The sequence below is a fragment of the Rathayibacter sp. CAU 1779 genome (genome assembly GCF_054551755.1).
In genome coordinates, this window is sequence record NZ_JBTOLK010000002.1 from 306,368 (window position 1) to 323,928 (window position 17,561).

Genomic DNA, 17,561 nt, shown 5'->3' on the forward strand with positions numbered 1-17,561 from the left:
GAGCCCACCGTGCGAAAATGGATGCCTGATGACGACTGACACGCTTCCCGCCACTCTGCAGGAGATCAAAGAGGAGTTCCTCGCGCTCGAGTTGCGAGAACGGCTCCAGCTTCTTCTGGAGTTCTCCAACGAACTCCCGGAGCTCCCTGAGCGGTACCGGGATCACCCCGATCTGTTCGAGCGGGTCGTCGAGTGCCAGTCCCCCGTGTTCATCTTCGTCGAGGTGGATGACGACGACATCGTTCATCTCTACGCAACGGCCCCGCGCGAGTCGCCGACGACCAGGGGCTTCGCGTCGATTCTGGCGCAGGGTCTCGCCGGTCTGACCGCAGGCGAGGTACTCGCCGTTCCCGACGACTACCCGCAGGAGCTCGGTCTCAACGAGGCGGTGTCACCGCTGCGCGTCCGCGGGATGACGGCCCTTCTCGGCCGCACGAAGCACCAGGTCACGCTCAAGCGTCGCTGAGCATGCTCGCGTCGTGCCGGTCAGGTCAGCGGCCCTCACCGCTCCGTGCCGCAGGCGACGTTTCGTCGGCGTCCCGCGCTTCGAGTTCGGCCGAAAGCTCGTCGAGCCAGTCCGTTATCGCGTTCGACCAGCGCACCGGATCGTAGTTCCAGAGCTTGGTGTGCTTCGCCTGCGCGAAGGGCACGAACGTGACGATGTCCGGACGCAGGTGCGCGAGGCGATGGGATCCGCCGGCGGGCACGTACCCGTCGTCGTCACTGTGCATCAGCAGGACCGGCACCGCGAGTTCGTGGGCGCGCAGGGTGAAGTCAAGTCCGGCGAGGCCGATCGGCGCGTCCTGTCCGACAAGACCCGCCGCCCACGCCGAGTCCAACAGGATGAGCGCGCCCTCGGTCACGGGCCGTGGCAGCCGCATCTCGTCTGCCTGGAATCCGAGGGTCTCTACCCAGTCGATGACAGGCGAATCGAGCACGATCCCGCGGATGCTGTCTGCACGCGGTGAGCGCACCGCCGTCTGGAGCACGATCGCGCCGCCCATGGACCATCCGACGAGAACGACGTCCTTCGCGCCGTTCGCCAGAGCGAAGGCGATGGCCGCGTCCACGTCGTGCCATTCCGTCGCGCCGAGCCCGTAGCGGTGGTCCGTGCTGTCCGGGGCGTCCCGGTCGTTGCGGTAGCTGATGGCGAGGCTGGTGTAACCCTTCTCGCGGAAGAGCGGGATGGCGCGAAGGGTCTCCTGCCGCTGCGCGCCCCGACCGTGCACGTGGATCGCCCATCGATCCGACGGCTCTGCAGCAGGGAACAGCCAGGCGGGCGCTGTGCCGTCGTCGACGACGATGTCGACGCTCTCGACGGGGAGCCCGAGTTCTGCCGGGGAGGTGTAGAACCATCCGCCCAGCCGCCCGCGACGGGCCTCGCCCAATGCACCCCAGCGCACGCTTTCCACCGCCCGGGTGACGGTTCCGTCTTCGGCCTCGGCGATGACATCGCCGAGCAGTGCATATCCGCGGTCGTCCGAGAACCACAGACCGTAGCGACCGGGCACGGCGAGGGCGTCGGCAGTGCCGGAGAGCGTGACCGCGGACAGATCGGGTGCAACCGACAGGATGTCGACATCCTGCTTCCTGCGCCGAGCGGGCGTCACCACGGTGCGTGCGACCATGGTCGCCGCCGTGACGTACGCGGTGACAGCCGCAGCCCCCACCGCGGCCAGGATGCCGATCGGAACCAGGATCCGCCCCACTCGGTTGCCCACGTCGTCTCCCCTCAGCGCGAAGGCACGCGGACGATGCGGCGTGCCTTCCTCGAACTCCCGAGGCGAAACTCTAGTCTGCCAACGTGTCCCCTACTCCCGCTGCTCCCGGCATTCCTGCGGAGTTCAGCGCGGCCGCGGAATCGGTCAGACGGATCGACGTTCGCCAGGAGCTGACCGTCGACGAGATCCCCGCACCGACCGGTCTCGCGCCGTATGCGGTCGCTCTCGCAGCGGATGTCGCACCCGTACGGCACGGCCGCGATTCGGACCTCGGCACCGGTCGCTTCGTGCTGCTTTACGACCCGGCCGGATCCGACGAATGGGGCGGACGCTTTCGAGTGGTCTGCTTCGCGCAGGCTCCGTTGGAGACCGACATCGGCCTGGATCCGTTCCTGGCCGACGTGACGTGGTCGTGGCTCATCGACGCACTCGACGAGCGGGGAGCGGACTACGTGGCGGCATCCGGAACCGCGACGAAGGTGATCTCCACGGGATTCGGCGAGCTCGCGAGGCAGGGCGATGGCGCTCAGATCGAGTTGCGCGCGTCCTGGACGCCCACCGGGTTCGATATGAGAGCCCACGTGAGCGCGTGGGGCGATCTTCTGTGTATGCTCGCGGGCATTCCACCGCTCCCCGACGGGGTGCGGCTCCTGACCCAGCGAAGAGCACCGCGTGACTGAATACGAAGTCGTCGACACCCCTGAGAAGTACCACCGGGCCGTTGACGCGTTGAGTTCCGGCACGGGGCCGGTGGCCGTGGATGCCGAGCGCGCATCCGGATTCCGCTACTCGCAACGCGCCTACCTGATCCAGATGTTCCGCCGCGAATCCGGCGTGTACCTCTTCGATCCGCCGGCGATCGGCGACTTCTCCGAGCTGCAGGCGGCCGTTGGCGGTGTTCCCTGGATCCTGCACGCAGCCAGTCAAGACCTCGCCTGTCTCCGCGAGGTGGGTCTCGATCCTGCGACCATCTTCGACACGGAACTCGGCGCCCGGCTCCTCGGCTTCCCTCGCGTCGGACTCGCGACGATCGTGGAGGAACTGCTCGGCATCCATCTCGCCAAGGAGCACTCGGCGGCCGACTGGTCGACGCGGCCACTCCCCCAGCCCTGGCTGACGTACGCAGCGCTCGACGTGGAACTCCTCGTCGACCTGATGGAGGCGGAAGAGAAGCTGCTCGCCGATGCCGGCAAGGAGAGCATCGCGGCGCAGGAGTTCTCCTTCGAGTTGAATCGGGCGCCGAAGGCGGCACGAAGCGAGCCGTGGCGACGCCTGTCCGGCGTGCACTCTATCCGCGGTCTGCGCAATCTCGCTGTCGCCCGCGAGTTGTGGAACGCGCGCGACGACCTCGCCCGCACGAAGGACGTCGCGCCTGGACGGTTGCTCCCCGACGCCTCGATCACGGCCGCAGCCAAGGCCATGCCATCCGGCAAGCGCGAGCTGTCCGCGATGAAAGACTTCACGGGACGCGCCAGTCGTACGGAGATCGACCGCTGGTGGGATGCCATCTCCCGCGGCCGCACCACGGACGACCTCCCGGTGCTCCGTTCGACCGGTGAGAGCATCCCGCCGCCGCGCGCATGGGCGGATCGCAATCCCGAGGCGAACCAACGTCTGCGGATCGCGCGCGCCGCACTCACCGAGGTGGCCGGATCGCTGCACCTGCCCGTGGAGAACCTGCTCGCTCCCGACACCCTTCGACGTCTCGCCTGGGCGCCGCCGGAGCAGCACGACGCAGCGGGAATCGCCGCGGCACTGCAGGCATCGGAAGCGCGTCCGTGGCAGATCGCCGCGACGGCCGAGACCGTGGCGGAATCCTTTGTCGAAGCGGACCAATCGCTCGTCTCGCCGCCCGATCCCGCTTCGTAGGGTTGCTCAATCGATTCCTCGCACTCAGGTCACGTTTCTAGGATCGTGAGGAGACCTGATCATGGGAGGCAAAGTGGCCGAAAGAGCTGACGTCCTGTTCGTCGACGGGGTTCGTACCCCGTTCGGGCGCGCAGGCGACAAAGGTATGTACTGGAACACGCGGGCAGACGACCTCGCGGTGAAGACGATCGTCGGACTCCTCGAGCGCAATCCCGGTCTGCCGAAGGATCGCGTCGACGACGTCGCGATCGCCGCGACCACGCAGCAGGGCGACCAGGGGCTGACGCTCGGTCGATCCGCGGCGATCCTCGCCGGCCTGCCGTCGACGGTTCCCGGATTCGCGATCGATCGCATGTGCGCCGGTGCGATGACGGCCGTGACGACGACGGGATCGGGCATCGCGTTCGGTCAGTACGACGTCGTCATCGCCGGAGGCGTCGAGCACATGGGTCACCACCCGATGGGACAGGGCGTGGACCCCAACCCGCGATTCGTGTCCGAGAAGCTCGTCGACCCCGCGGCGCTCAACATGGGCAACACGGCAGAGCGTCTGCACGACCGCTTTCCCGCGTTGACGAAGGAGCGCGCCGACCGGTTCGGCATGCGAAGCCAGCAGAAGGTCGCGGCTGCGTACGCGGCCGGCAACATCCAGCCCGACCTGGTGACCGTGTCCTACCGCACCGACGAGGGCTGGGGTCTGGCGACCGAGGACCAGGGCATGCGTCCCGAGACCACGATGGAGGGCCTCGCCACGCTGAAGACCCCGTTCCGTCCGCACGGTCGTGTCACGGCGGGCAATGCTTCGCCGCTGACGGATGGCGCGACAGCCGCGCTGCTGACATCCTCACGCGCCGCCAAGGAGTTCGGCCTTTCGCCCAAGATGCGAATGGTCTCTTTCGGATTCGCGGGCGTGGAGCCCGAGGTGATGGGCCTCGGCCCGATCCCCTCGACGGAGCGGGCCCTCAAGAACGCGGGGCTGTCGATCGACGACATCGGACTCTTCGAGCTGAACGAGGCGTTCTCCGTGCAGGTGCTGAGCCTGCTCGACCACTTCGGCATCGACGACGACGACCCCCGTGTCAACCCGTGGGGCGGCGCCATCGCGATCGGACATCCGCTCGCGGCCAGCGGCGTTCGTCTGATGATCCAGCTCGCCCGCCAGTTCGAGCAGCACCCGGAGGTCCGCTACGGCCTCACGGCGATGTGCGTCGGACTCGGTCAGGGCGGTTCGGTCATCTGGGAGAACCCGCACCACGCGAAGTACGGAAAGTGAGCATCGGCGTGACCGACTATTCCTCCATCGATTTCACCGATCTGCTGGCTTTCGCCGATGACGAGGTGGTCACGCACAGCTTCGTGCGCGACGTCCGCCTCGCCTCAGGCAAGGTCCTCGCTCTCGTCACCCTCGACAACGGTCGTGATCACACGCGTCCGAACACGTTCGGACCGGTCGGTCTGATCGAGCTGGCCAAGGTTTACGACGAGCTGACGGAGCGGGCCGCCAAGGGCGAGATCCACGCCGTGGCGACGACGGGAAAGCCGTTCATCCTCGCCGCCGGGGCAGACCTGTCCAAGGTCGCCGAGGTTCCCAGCCGTGACATCGCCAAGAAGCTCGCCCAGCTGGGCCACTTCGTGCTGAGCAAGCAGGCGAAGTTCGGCGTGCCCAGCTTCGTGTTCATCAACGGGCTCGCGCTCGGCGGCGGTCTGGAGCTGCCGCTGAATGCCGACTACCGCACGGTCGACGCATCGGCCGCCGCGATCGGCCTCCCCGAGGTGTTCCTCGGGCTGATCCCTGGCTGGGGCGGCACGTTCCTTCTGCCCAACCTGATCGGCATCGAGAACGCGCTCAAGGTCGTCATCGAGAACCCGTTGAAGCAGAACCGGATGCTGAGGGCGCAGGACGCCTTCGACCTCGGCATTGCGGACCGCATCTTCTCGCCGGTCAACTTTCTCGAGGACTCGATCCGCTTCGCCGACGGGGTGCTGAACGGCACCGAGAAGGTCGATCGCAAGAACACACCGGGCAAGATCGAACGGATGGCGAAGTGGGACATCGCCATCAAGATCGCGCGCGACACCGTCTCCTCGCGCCTCGGCACCGTGCCGAAGTCTCCCTTCAAGGCGCTCGAGCTGCTCAAGGCAGCCAAGAGCGGTGACAAGGAGGCGTGCTTCGCACTCGAGGACGACGCCCTCGCCGACCTCATCGCCGGCGATCAGCTGCAGGCATCCATCTACGCGTTCAACCTGTCGCAGAAGCGTGCCAAGCGGCCGGCAGGCGCCCCCGACAAGGCTCTCGCCAAGAGGGTGACCAAGGTCGGCGTTCTGGGGGCCGGATACATGGCATCCCAGTTCGCGCTGCTCTTCCTGCGTCGCCTGGAGGTGCCGGTAGTCATCACCGACATCGACCAGGAGCGGGTCGACAAGGGTGTCGCATACATCACCGATGAGATCGCCAAGCTCGAGGGCAAGGGTCGGATCTCGGGTGACGACGCGAACCGCCTGCGCGCCCTGATCCACGGAACCACCGACAAGACCGAGTTCGCGGACTGCGACTGGGTGATCGAGGCGGTCTTCGAGGAGCTCGGCGTGAAGCAGGATGTCTTCGCCGAGATCGAGAAGATCATCTCCCCCGAGGCGGTGCTCGCCACCAACACGTCGAGCCTGTCGGTGGAGAAGATCGGCGCGAAGTTGGAGCACCCCGAACGTCTCGTTGGATTCCACTTCTTCACCCCGGTCGCCGTGATGCCGCTGATCGAGGTGGTGAAGGCCCCGGCGACGGATGATGCGACGCTGTCGACGGCGATGGTCACCGCCGCGAAGCTGCGGAAGAACGCGGTCATCACCGCGGACACCCCGGGATTCGTCGTCAACCGCGTGCTGGCCAAGCTGCTCGGCGAGGCGATGTACGCGGTCGACAACGGCACGCCGTTCGAGGTCGTGGACAAGGCGATCGCCCCTCTCGGCCTGCCGATGGCGCCGTCGGTGCTGCTCGACCTCGTCGGCCTCAAGGTGGGTGCCCACGTGCTCGACACGCACCATGCCGCCTTCCCCGAGCGTTTCTACCGGAGTGAGAACCTGCACAAGCTGGCCGACTACGGGAAGCTGCTCGAGAAGGACTCGAAGGGGAACGTCAAGGGCTTCGACAAGGGCGCGCTGAAAGTCATCACGACGGGTAAGAATCCGCTGTCGGAGGACGAGATCCTCACCCGGCTGCAGGACGGACTGGCCGACGAGATCCACCGCATGCTGGCCGACGACCACGTGGTCGCGGCACCGGAGGACATCGACCTGTGCATGATCCTCGGCGCCGGCTTCCCGTTCCAGATGGGCGGTATCACGCCGTATCTCGATCGGGTCGGCGCCAGCGAGCGCGTGTTCGGCGACACGTTCCACCACCCAGTGATCAAGGGCGTCGGCGCGTAAGCATCCGAACGCAGGAGAACCCCCGGCAGATTCTGTCGGGGGTTCCTTCTATGGTGGCCGGATGACGCGCTTCAGGTACTACGTGGCATCCAGTCTCGACGGGTTCATCGCCGACCGCGACAACCGGATCGACTGGCTCACCTCACGCGAGACCGGCGTCGAGGCGGATGACACCGCGGAGGCGGGGATCCCGGAGTTCATCGCCGGAATCGGCGCCGCGGTGATGGGGGCGTCGACATACGAGTTCCTGCTCGGACTCGAACCCGACGCGGACTGGGGATTCACCGTCCCTGCGTGGGTCCTTACTCACCGCGACCTCCCGTCCGCGACGGGACACGACGTGCGGTTCCGCAGCGGCGATGTCGCAGCGATTGTCGAGGAACTGCTGACAACAGCGGGCGAGCGCGATGTCTGGTTGCTGGGCGGTGGCGATCTCGTCGCGCAGTTCGCCGCCATCGGTCGGCTTGACGAGATCGAGGTGACGATCATTCCGATCGTGCTCGGCGGTGGTGCTCCTGTGCTCGCTGCACGCGAGCACATCGACCTGAGGCTGATCGACAGCGTGAAGCACGGCGACGGAACCGTCTCGCTCAGATACGAGGTCGCGGCGGCCGTTGAACCTGGCTGACGTTGCAGAGCGAGGCGTCAGTCGCGTGAGGCGATGATCTGCTGGCTGCCGGTGTCGCTGGACACGCCGCGCGCGTACGGCAGCTTCGATCCGAGCACCATGCCCATGACGTCGTGCGCGATGTGCTGCGGCGTCATCCGCGTTGCTTCGAGGATGTCGGCACGTGAACCGTGCTCCAGGAACTCGTCAGGGAGTCCGATCTCGGTGACGGCCGTGTCGACGCCGGCCTCGCGAAGATCCTGCCGGATGCGTGTGCCGATGCCACCCACGCGGATGCCGTCCTCGATGCACACCACGAGCCGGTGCCCGGCGGACATGCCGACGACGGATCCGGGGACGGGCACCACCCAGCGCGGATCGATGACCGTGCATCCGATCCCCTGAGCCGCGAGGCGCCGGGCGACATCGAGCGCGGTCGACGCCATGGCGCCGACGGCGACGATCAGCACGTCGCGCGCGGGATCCTCGCTGAGCACGTCGACCCCATCGTCCGTGCGACGAAGAGCCGTGATGGGCTCCGGTACGACGCCCTTCGGGTAGCGCACGACGGTCGGCCCGTCGGTGACGACGACGGCTTCTCCGAGCTCTTCACGGAGGCGCTCACCGTCGCGCGGGGCGGCGATCCGGATACCGGGCACCACCTGGAGGGTCGCGAGGTCCCAGATGCCGTGGTGGCTCGGACCGTCGGGACCCGTCACTCCGGCGCTGGCGAGAACGAACGTCACGCCGGCCTTGTGGAGGCCGACATCCATCAGCACCTGATCGAACGCGCGGTTCATGAATGTGGCGTAGAGCGCCACGACAGGGTGCAGACCGCCGAATGCCATTCCGGCCGCGCTGGTGGCGGCGTGCTGCTCGGCGATCCCGACGTCGATCACGCGTCCGGGGAAGCGCTCGGCGAACCGGTGGAGGCCCACCGGACGCAGCATGGCTGCCGTGATGCCGACGAGCGTGTGATCCTTCTCCGCGAGGCGCACGATCTCGTCGGCGAAGACCGACGGCCACATCACGCCCGCAGCCTGGGCGATCGGCTCCCCCGTCTCGGGGTCGATCGGGTTCACGCTGTGGAACTGGTCTGCCGCGTCGCGCAGCGCCGGCTCGTAGCCGCGGCCCTTCTCGGTGATCGCGTGCACGATGACCGGAGCGTCGTACTCCTTGGCCTGTTCGAGGGCTTCGGTGAGCGCAAGGATGTCGTGACCCTGGACGGGCCCGATGTACTTGATGTCCAGGTTCGAGTACAGCGCCTCGTTGTTCGAGAAGCGCGACAGGAACCCGTGCACTCCCCCGCGGATACCGCGGTAGACGGCGCGTCCCGGCGATCCCAGCTTGTCGAACGCCGCCCGAGACGTGAGGTAGAGGCTCTTGTAGCCGCGGCGGGTGCGCACGGTGTTGAGGAATCGGGCCATGCCGCCGATGGTCGGTGCATAGGAGCGACCGTTGTCGTTCACCACGATGATGAGGCGACGGTCGTTGTCGTCGCTGATGTTGTTCAGCGCCTCCCATGTCATGCCGCCGGTGAGGGCGCCGTCGCCGACGACGGCGATGACGTAACGGTCGCGCTGACCTGTCATGGTGAAGGCGCGGGAGATGCCGTCCGCCCACGACAGGGAGCTCGACGCGTGGGACGACTCGACGATGTCGTGCTCGGACTCCGTGCGCTGCGGGTATCCGGCCAGGCCTCCGGTCTGACGCAGCGTCGAGAAGTCCTGTCGCCCGGTCAACAGCTTGTGCACGTACGCCTGGTGCCCCGTGTCGAACACGATGGCATCGTGCGGCGAGTCGAAAACGCGGTGCAACGCGATCGTGAGCTCGACGACGCCGAGATTGGGGCCGAGGTGCCCGCCCGTCTTCGCCACGTTGGCGACGAGGAACTCGCGCACCTCCGAGGCCAATTGCTCGAGTTGCTCCTTCGAGAGAGCGTCGAGATCGCGAGGACCTCGGATCGTCTCGAGAAGGGTCATTCCGGCCGCCTTTCGCTCCTGCCCCACGAGTCTACGCATGGCACCCTGCCGAACGCCCGGACCTCCGCGAGGGTCCGGCGCGTTCGTCTCCCCATGGATGACGGGGCCGGAGGTTCCCCTCCGGCCCCGTCATCCGCTTGCTCTGACGGCTACGCCACCAGGCTCCGCAGCACGTACTGCAGGATGCCGCCGTTGCGGTAGTAGTCCGCCTCACCGGGTGTGTCGATGCGCACGACGGCGTCGAACTCGACGGGCGTCTTGCCTGCAGCGGAGTGAGCGGTCGGCGTCGCGACGACGTGCACCGTCTTGGGTGTGCTGCCATCGTTCAACTGCGTGAGACCCGTGATCGAGAACTCCTCGGTTCCGTCCAGGCCCAGGCTGTCTGCGGACTCGCCTGCCGGGAACTGGAGCGGGACCACGCCCATGCCGATGAGGTTCGAACGGTGGATGCGCTCGAAGCTCTCCGCGATCACGGCGCGCACGCCGAGGAGCGAGGTGCCCTTGGCCGCCCAGTCGCGGGACGATCCGGATCCGTACTCCTTGCCCGCCAGGATGACGAGCGGCGTGCCAGCCTCCTGGTAGTTGACGGACGCGTCGTAGATGAACGACTGCGGAGCGTCATCCTTGGTGAAGTCGCGGGTGAACCCGCCCTCGACGCCGTCCAGAAGCTGGTTCTTCAGACGGATGTTCGCGAAGGTTCCACGGATCATGACCTCGTGGTTGCCGCGTCGCGAGCCGTAGGAGTTGAAGTCCTTGCGCTCGACGCCGTGCTCCGTGAGGTATCGACCGGCGGGGCTGTCCGCCTTGATGGATCCGGCGGGGCTGATGTGGTCGGTGGTGACCGAGTCGCCCAGCTTGGCCAGTGCTCGTGCACCCGCGATGTCGGAGACCGGCGTGGTCTCCAGCGTCATGCCGTCGAAGTACGGGGGCTTGCGCACGTAGGTGGAGACGGCATCCCACTCGAAGGTGGATCCGGTGGGCGTCGGCAGCGAACGCCACCGCTCGTCGCCGTCGAAGACGCTCGCGTACTCCTTGGTGAACATCTCCTGGTTGATCGACGAGTCGATCGTGGACTGCACCTCGGCGGCGTCCGGCCAGATGTCGGCGAGGAACACGTCGTTGCCGTCCTGGTCGGTGCCCAGCGCATCCGCTTCGAAGTCGAAGTTCATCGACCCGGCAAGAGCGTACGCGATGACCAGCGGCGGGCTGGCCAGGTAGTTCATCTTGACGTCGGGGTTGATGCGACCTTCGAAGTTGCGATTTCCGGAGAGCACCGCGGTGACCGCGAGGTCACTCTCGTTGACCGCTGCCGAGATCTCCTCGGGCAGTGGACCGGAGTTGCCGATGCAGGTGGTGCAGCCGTAACCCACGAGATAGAAGCCGAGGTCCTCGAGGTATCCGGTCAGGCCGGCCTTCTCGTAGTACTCGGTGACGACCTTGGAGCCTGGCGCGAGCGTGGTCTTGACCCACGGCTTCGCCTTGAGGCCCTTCTGAGCCGCGTTGCGAGCCAGCAGCCCGGCGGCGAGCATCACCTCGGGGTTGGAGGTGTTCGTGCACGAGGTGATCGCTGCGATCGCGACGGCACCGTGGTCGATGACGAACTTGTCGCCGTTGTACTGCACCGGGGTGGGCCGGGACGCCGTGTGCGGCGCGTGGCTTCGGTGGTGGTGCGAGTGCTCGCTGTGCGCGTCGGCCGGCGACAGCTCGCCCGGGTCGGATGCCGGGAACGACTCGGAGATGGTGAGGTCGACGATGTCGTGGTCGATCTGTGCGTAGTCGTGCAGGTCGGTGTTGAACTGATCCTTGGAGCGGCTCAGCTCGATGCGGTCCTGGGGGCGACGAGGACCGGCGATCGATGGCACGACCGTGCCGAGGTCGAGCTCGAGGTATTCGCTGAACACCGGCTCGCGCTCCGGGTCGTGCCACAGATGCTGAGCCTTCGAGTACGCCTCGACCAAGCCGACCTGCTCCTCGGAACGTCCGGTGAGGCGCAGGTAGTCGAGGGTGACGTCGTCGATCGGGAAGATCGCCGCCGTCGAGCCGAACTCCGGGCTCATGTTGCCGATGGTGGCGCGGTTCGCGAGCGGCACCTGCGCGACGCCTGCACCGTAGAACTCGACGAACTTGCCGACCACGCCCTGCTTGCGCAGCATCTGCGTGATGGTGAGCACGACGTCAGTGGCGGTCACGCCGGCCGGGATGGTGCCGGTGAGCTTGAATCCGACAACCTTCGGGATGAGCATCGACACGGGTTGGCCGAGCATGGCGGCCTCGGCCTCGATGCCGCCGACGCCCCAGCCGAGCACGCCGAGTCCGTTGACCATGGTGGTGTGCGAGTCCGTACCGACGAGGGTGTCCGGATAGGCCTGCAGCACTCCGTTCACCTCGCGCGTGAACGTCACGCGCGCCAGGTGCTCGATGTTGACCTGGTGCACGATTCCGGTTCCCGGCGGCACGACCTTGAAGTCGTCGAACGCCGTCTGACCCCAGCGCAGAAACTGGTACCGCTCGCCGTTGCGCTCGTACTCGAGCTCGACGTTGCGCTCGAACGAGTCGAGCGTGCCGAAGACATCCGCGATCACAGAGTGGTCGATGACCAGCTCGGCGGGCGCAAGCGGGTTGATCTTCTTCGGGTCGCCGCCGAGCGCGCTCACCGCCTCGCGCATGGTGGCGAGGTCGACGATGCAGGGAACGCCGGTGAAGTCCTGCATGACGACGCGTGCCGGCGAGAACTGGATCTCGGTGTTCGGCTCAGCGGTCGGCTCCCAGTTGCCGAGCGCCGAGATCTGATCCTTGGTGACGTTGGCCCCGTCCTCGGTGCGCAGGAGGTTCTCCAGCAGCACCTTCAGGCTGAACGGAAGCTTGTCGTAACCGGGTACCGCGTCGATACGGAAGATCTGGTAGTCGGTCGAGCCCACCGTGATGGTGTCTCGGGCTCCGAAGCTGTTCACTGTAGAAACGCTGTCCGCAGACACGCTGCCCTCTCCTTCGTCGGCACGGGGATCGAGAACTCCCGCCCCCTGAACATTCTGGTGATCGGCTCGGCGGAGTCTCTAGCAAGGCCGCCCTTACCCGCGACGTGCGCGGGGCATCCCGAATGCCCGAATTTATCTTGATGTCGAGATAACTGTAGCACTCCGTCGAAGCGTCGAATCGGCCTGGGCGCGCGGCAGGCAGGCTCGGCGCGAGCGGCGTGCGGCCGAGCAGAGAGGAGAGTCGGCATCCGTTCAGACGCGGTCGAAGAGGAAGCTCCTGCGCTTCGCGAACCGGGCGAAAAGCTCGATGACGATCGCCCCGGCGACGCCGACGGCGATCCCGTATGCGAGCGCCGGATCCCCGTGCACCTCCAGCATGAAGAACGATCTGGTGAACGGCACGACACAGACGAGGGCGCCCGCGATGGTGACGGAGGCGACCAGAATGGCGCGCGGCACGCTGAACGGACGCGCGAGCACCACGACGATCCAGAGCGACACCACGAAGAGCGAGATCGTCGCCACGCTGCGCGCCTCGTCGAGCCCTACGGCCTGCCGCAACGGCAGGAACGCCAGGATGCACGTCGCAGCCGCGATGACGCCCGCCGGAATCGAGAACTTCAGGATGCGTGGCAGCACCCCCGGCGTGTAGATCCGCCGATTCGACGCGAGCGCCAAGAAGAAGGACGGGATGCCGATCGCGAGAGTGGACACCAGCGTCAGCTGTCGAGGAAGAAAGGGGAACGGCAGCGCCGCGAACGCCGTCACCAGCGCCAGGACGATGCCGTAGGTGGTCTTGGCGAGGAAGAGGTTCGCCACGCGTTCCACATTGGCGATCACCCTGCGCCCCAGAGCCAGAACATCGGGCAGGCCGCCGAATCGATTGTCCAGGAGAACGATCCGCGAGACGGCTTTCGTGGCCGCAGTCGCTCCGCCCATTGCGATCCCGAGGTCCGCATCCTTGATGGCCATCGCGTCGTTCACGCCATCGCCGGTCATCGCCACCGTGTGTCCGAGCTCATGCAGGATGCCGATGGCCTCGCGCTTCTGGTCGGGCGTGACGCGGCCGAACACCGCGTGGTGCGCGAGCGCCTCGCGCCAGGCTGCGGCGTCCGTGAGAGTCGCGGCGTCGATCGCCTGGGAGTCCATGCCGAGGGTGCGGGCCAGTGCAGCGACTGTGATCGGGTTGTCACCCGACATCACCACGACGCGGACCGACTGACCCGCGAAGTACTCCAGCGTTTCCGCGGCGTCCGACCGGAGTGTCTCGCGGAACGTGAGCAGCGCGGCGGGCACGACCTCGACGTCCAGGGACGGGCCGGCGGTCGCATCCGGGAAACCGGTAGTGGAACGCACGAGGGCGAGCACGCGAAGCCCCGACCTCGCCTGCGTCTGGGCGGCGGCCAGATCCGCCGGATGCGCCGCGAGCAGTCGTTCGGGTGCGCCGAGCAGCCACGTGGTCTCCCTGCCGTCGAGTGCGAAGCGAACGCCGCTGTACTTGGTCGTCGAGTTGAAGGGCAGACGGGACGTCGGATCGGCGACGGACGCCGTGAAGTGATGGGCGAGCACGCCGATCGTGGAGTTGCCGGCGGCATCCGACGCGAAGGCCGCGACGGCCGCGGACGAATCGCGCTCGGAGACCCGATCGAGCGCGATGAGACGATCGAACGCCACCTCGCCCGTCGTGAGAGTGCCGGTCTTGTCCAGGCACAGCACATCGACGCGGGCGAGGACTTCGACGGCCGCCAGCTCCTGCACCAGGACCTTCTTCGTCGCCAGTTGGATGGCCGCGACCCCGAACGCAAGGCTGATGAGCAGCACGAGGCCCTCGGGAATCATTCCGACGACGCTGGCGACGGCGTCGCGAACGGCGAACGGCCAGAAGTGAGCTCCGGCCATCGCGCGGAAGCCTCCGTACGCCACGATCCGCCCAGCCAGCGTGATGACGATCAGGGGGCCCAGGATCCAGGAGATGTAGACGAGGATGCGGTTCGTCGCGTTGCGCAGCTCGGACGACACGAGGGAGTGGCGCCGGATCTCGCTCGTCAGACGCCCCGAGTAGGACCTCTCTCCTACGGCGGTCACCGTCGCGGTGCCCGTTCCGGCGATGACGTGGGATCCGGAGAGCAGCTCGTCCCCGGCACCCTTCAGCATCGGCTCCGACTCGCCGGTGAGAAGGGACTCGTCGACCGCGAGCCCGTTCGAGTCGGTGAGCCGGGCATCCGCCGGCAGCTGGTCGCCTGGCCGCAGCACCAGCACATCGTCTTCGACCACCTCGTCGATGCGCACCGTTCGCGGTTCGCCATCACGTATGACGAGGCTCTCGGATGCCGCAAGCAGCGCCAGCCTGTCGAGCACGCGTTTGGCCCGCAGCTCCTGCACGATGCCGATCAGGGCGTTGACGACGACGACCCCGAAGAAGAATCCGTCGCGCAGGTCGCCGATCAGCACGATCGCGACGAAGCACGCGGTCAGGATGCCGTTGAAGAGCGTGAAGACGTTCTCGCGCAGGATGTCCGCGACGGATCGCGACGTGCGCTGCTTGGTGACGTTGGCACGTCCGCTTGCGTGACGTTCGGCGACCTCCGCCGACGTCAGCCCCTGAGACTGCATGGCTCCCGCGTCGCTCCGCTCAGCCCTGTGGCGCCTGCTCCGGCTTCTTCGGCGGATAGATCGCCCGCGCGACGAGCCATGACACCAGCACCAGCGAAGCGTAGAGCGGCAGGCCCATCAGCAGTTTCGTGAAGCCGAGGGCGACCGTGAGCCCCGCGAAGTAGAGCGGCAGCTGCACTGCCAGCCGCCCGGCGAAGAGTGCGAGCCAGCACGCGGTGAGCACCTGCATGGCGCGGAGCTTGCGCCGATCCTGCCGCCACGCGACCCCGTCGCCCATCAGATAGCCGATGATGAGGCCGAGCAGCGGCCACCTGACCAGCATCGAGACGAGCACCGCTATCGCGTATCCGGCGTCGATGAAGAATCCGAGGAGGAAGTTGTTGGCGGCATTGCCCGTGAGCAGGGCGAGGATTGCTGAGGCGGCGACGCCGATCAGGCCGGCGACGGCCTGCGTGACCTGGCTCTTCCCGATGATCCGTACCAGCGTGAAGACGAGCGCGATGAGCACGGAGGCTCCCAGCGAGATGGGCATCGCCCACCGCTGCGCCCACGGTTGGTCGATGCTCGTGAGCACCGTGAACGGGACGAGGAACACGAGTCCGGGAAGGATCGTCTCGCACAGCCCGCGAACGCCGCCCATCGCCGCGAAGAGGGCTTTGCCGGTTGGCGTCTCCTCGTCGGCGAGGGCGCCGAGCCCGGACTGGCCGGCTGCCTGCGCGATCGCCTGCTCCCATCCGGGAACACGCTGGTCCGCGCCGTGCTCCGTTGAGTCGGATGCCGCCCTCGGCGGCACGGGACGCTCGTCGTCGCTCACGTGTCGCTCGGAGTGGCCGGCATCCGCAGCGGGATGAGGTCACGCGGAGGCATCGGCTGTCCGCCGCGCACGACGACGACGCTGCGGAAGAGGTCCTCGACCTCGGCAGCGGCCTTCGCGTCGATGGCCCCATCGCCGGCGATCACGCCACGGAGGAACCATCGCGGTCCGTCGACACCGATGAAACGCGCGATGCGGGTCTCGCCGGGGACACCGGGCTGAGCGACGGGGATCTCGGCGACCAGCTCCGGTCCGAACGGGCCATGGCGCTCGCTCGTGCGGCCGCCCTGCCGCTGGATCTGATCGGCGATCTGGGCGCGGATCTCGTGCCACAGACCCGTGGATCGCGGTGCGGCGAACGGCTGGACCTGCAGCGTTGAGCCGGCGTAGTCCAGTCCTACCGCGACGACGCGACCCGTCTCCTCCTCGACCTCGAGGCGGAGCTGAAGTCCATCGCGCGGCAGCACCTTCACACCGCCGAGGTCGATGTAAGGGCGGACCGGGTTGGCCTCGCTGTCGTCGAATGGGCCCTCGGTCTCGCGATCCTCGGGTGCCGACTTCTCCCACTCGTCGGGGGCGATGTCGCCTGTGTCGCTCACGGGTTGTCTCCTGACTGAAGTGCTGTGTATCCGGTGGATCCGAATCCGCCGTCACCGCGCACGCTCTCGGGAAGTGACTCCACCGGCACGAATGCGGCCCGGGTCACCGGCATGATCACCAGCTGGGCGATGCGGTCGCCGGCCGAGATCGCGTACGGCTCCGCGGCATCCGTGTTGAGCAGCGTCACGCGGATCTCGCCCCGGTAGCCGGCATCCACTGTGCCCGGCGAGTTGACGATAGTGATGCCGTGGCGTGCTGCCAGACCGCTTCGCGGGACGACGAAGGCGGCGTACCCCTCGGGAAGGGCGATCGCCACTCCGGTACCCACCGTCGCGCGCTCTCCGGGGGCCAGCGTGATGGCATCCCGCGAGCACAGGTCGGCGCCGGCATCGTCGTGATGGGCATACCGAGGGGGCTCGGCCGCCGTGGTCAGCACGTCGACGGATTCGGTCACGTGTCGAGGGTAGTGCAGAACTCTGGTCGAATAGACCCATGACCGTGTACCGAGAGCGGCTGTGGGCCGCCCCCTGGCTTTTCGTCGCGACAGCGCTCGTGATCCCCGCCAGCATCATCGTGTTCGCGCCGATCAACATGACCGCAGGCATCATCGTGGCCATCGTGCTCTACGCGGGGTGCGTGGTCGGCCTGATCATCGGTTCGCCGACGATCGAGCTCACGGCGAACGAGTTGCACGCCGGCCGTGCGCACATCGAGCGCGGCTATCTCGGGATGGCGGAGGCCTTCGACGGGTCCGAGGCGACCCTGCAGCGCGGACGTCTCCTGGATGCCCGTGCCTGGCTTCTCATCCGAGGCTGGGCAAGTGGAGTGGTGCGCGTCCCGATCCTCGACAAGGACGACCCGACGCCGTACTGGCTGCTCTCGAGCAGGCGTCCGTCGGAACTCGCCCGCGCGCTGAACGACCGGGCGGGCGACGTGCCCGCGGAGTGACTCAGTCGC

14 protein-coding genes are annotated in these 17,561 nt (G+C 67.3%); 7 read left to right on the forward strand and 7 right to left on the reverse strand.

Translation table 11 applies throughout. From position 1 onward, the window contains the following. Window positions 1-28: 28 nt before the first annotated feature. Window positions 29-466 (forward strand): SufE family protein, encoded by a 438-nt coding sequence (locus tag ACX9R5_RS12385; protein WP_459409339.1) that lies wholly within the window; start codon window positions 29-31, stop codon window positions 464-466. A 25-nt stretch (window positions 467-491) separates the two neighbouring features. Here the strand turns inward: ACX9R5_RS12385 and ACX9R5_RS12390 are convergent, their stop codons facing one another. After that, window positions 492-1,721 (reverse strand): alpha/beta hydrolase family protein, encoded by a 1,230-nt coding sequence (locus ACX9R5_RS12390; protein ID WP_459409340.1) that lies wholly within the window; start codon window positions 1,719-1,721, stop codon window positions 492-494. A gap of 83 nt (window positions 1,722-1,804) precedes the next feature. Between ACX9R5_RS12390 and ACX9R5_RS12395 the strand changes: the two genes are divergently transcribed. From ACX9R5_RS12395 to ACX9R5_RS12415, 5 genes are all read left to right on the forward strand, one after another. Continuing rightward, window positions 1,805-2,401: a DUF3000 domain-containing protein gene (locus ACX9R5_RS12395; protein WP_459409341.1), complete on the forward strand. Its 597-nt coding sequence runs from the start codon at window positions 1,805-1,807 to the stop codon at window positions 2,399-2,401. After that, on the forward strand, window positions 2,394-3,590 hold the full coding sequence (locus ACX9R5_RS12400; RefSeq protein ID WP_459409342.1) for an HRDC domain-containing protein: 1,197 nt from the start codon (window positions 2,394-2,396) through the stop codon (window positions 3,588-3,590). The genes ACX9R5_RS12395 and ACX9R5_RS12400 overlap by 8 nt, the downstream gene beginning before the upstream one ends. Before the next feature lie 73 nt (window positions 3,591-3,663). After that, on the forward strand, window positions 3,664-4,863 hold the full coding sequence (locus tag ACX9R5_RS12405; protein WP_459409680.1) for a thiolase family protein: 1,200 nt from the start codon (window positions 3,664-3,666) through the stop codon (window positions 4,861-4,863). A gap of 8 nt (window positions 4,864-4,871) precedes the next feature. Next, window positions 4,872-7,013, forward strand: a complete 2,142-nt coding sequence (locus ACX9R5_RS12410) for a 3-hydroxyacyl-CoA dehydrogenase NAD-binding domain-containing protein (protein ID WP_459409343.1) — start codon at window positions 4,872-4,874, stop codon at window positions 7,011-7,013. Window positions 7,014-7,074: 61 nt separating this feature from the next. Beyond that, window positions 7,075-7,641: a dihydrofolate reductase family protein gene (locus tag ACX9R5_RS12415; protein ID WP_459409344.1), complete on the forward strand. Its 567-nt coding sequence runs from the start codon at window positions 7,075-7,077 to the stop codon at window positions 7,639-7,641. Between the two features lie 17 nt (window positions 7,642-7,658). Here the strand turns inward: ACX9R5_RS12415 and dxs are convergent, their stop codons facing one another. The 6 genes from dxs to dut all read right to left on the reverse strand — a co-directional run bounded on the left by dxs (window position 7,659) and on the right by dut (window position 17,058). Then, window positions 7,659-9,602, reverse strand: coding sequence for a 1-deoxy-D-xylulose-5-phosphate synthase (gene dxs, locus ACX9R5_RS12420; protein ID WP_459409345.1), 1,944 nt, complete (start codon window positions 9,600-9,602; stop codon window positions 7,659-7,661). A gap of 149 nt (window positions 9,603-9,751) precedes the next feature. Further along, complete coding sequence (gene acnA / locus ACX9R5_RS12425; protein ID WP_459409346.1) at window positions 9,752-12,553, reverse strand: aconitate hydratase AcnA; 2,802 nt, start codon at window positions 12,551-12,553, stop codon at window positions 9,752-9,754. A gap of 276 nt (window positions 12,554-12,829) precedes the next feature. Next, on the reverse strand, window positions 12,830-15,190 hold the full coding sequence (locus ACX9R5_RS12430; protein WP_459409347.1) for an HAD-IC family P-type ATPase: 2,361 nt from the start codon (window positions 15,188-15,190) through the stop codon (window positions 12,830-12,832). Window positions 15,191-15,209: 19 nt separating this feature from the next. After that, on the reverse strand, window positions 15,210-16,004 hold the full coding sequence (locus ACX9R5_RS12435) for a DUF3159 domain-containing protein (RefSeq protein ID WP_459409348.1): 795 nt from the start codon (window positions 16,002-16,004) through the stop codon (window positions 15,210-15,212). After that, a complete protein-coding gene (locus tag ACX9R5_RS12440; protein ID WP_459409349.1) occupies window positions 16,001-16,603 on the reverse strand; it encodes a DUF3710 domain-containing protein in 603 nt (200 codons plus the stop codon). The genes ACX9R5_RS12435 and ACX9R5_RS12440 overlap by 4 nt, the downstream gene beginning before the upstream one ends. Next, window positions 16,600-17,058 (reverse strand): dUTP diphosphatase, encoded by a 459-nt coding sequence (gene dut / locus ACX9R5_RS12445; protein WP_459409350.1) that lies wholly within the window; start codon window positions 17,056-17,058, stop codon window positions 16,600-16,602. Before dut ends, ACX9R5_RS12440 begins: the two co-directional genes overlap by 4 nt. A gap of 38 nt (window positions 17,059-17,096) precedes the next feature. On the opposite strand from dut, the gene ACX9R5_RS12450 reads away from it, so the two are divergent. Next, window positions 17,097-17,552: a DUF3093 domain-containing protein gene (locus ACX9R5_RS12450; RefSeq protein ID WP_459409351.1), complete on the forward strand. Its 456-nt coding sequence runs from the start codon at window positions 17,097-17,099 to the stop codon at window positions 17,550-17,552. The last annotated feature ends 9 nt before the right edge of the window (window positions 17,553-17,561 follow it).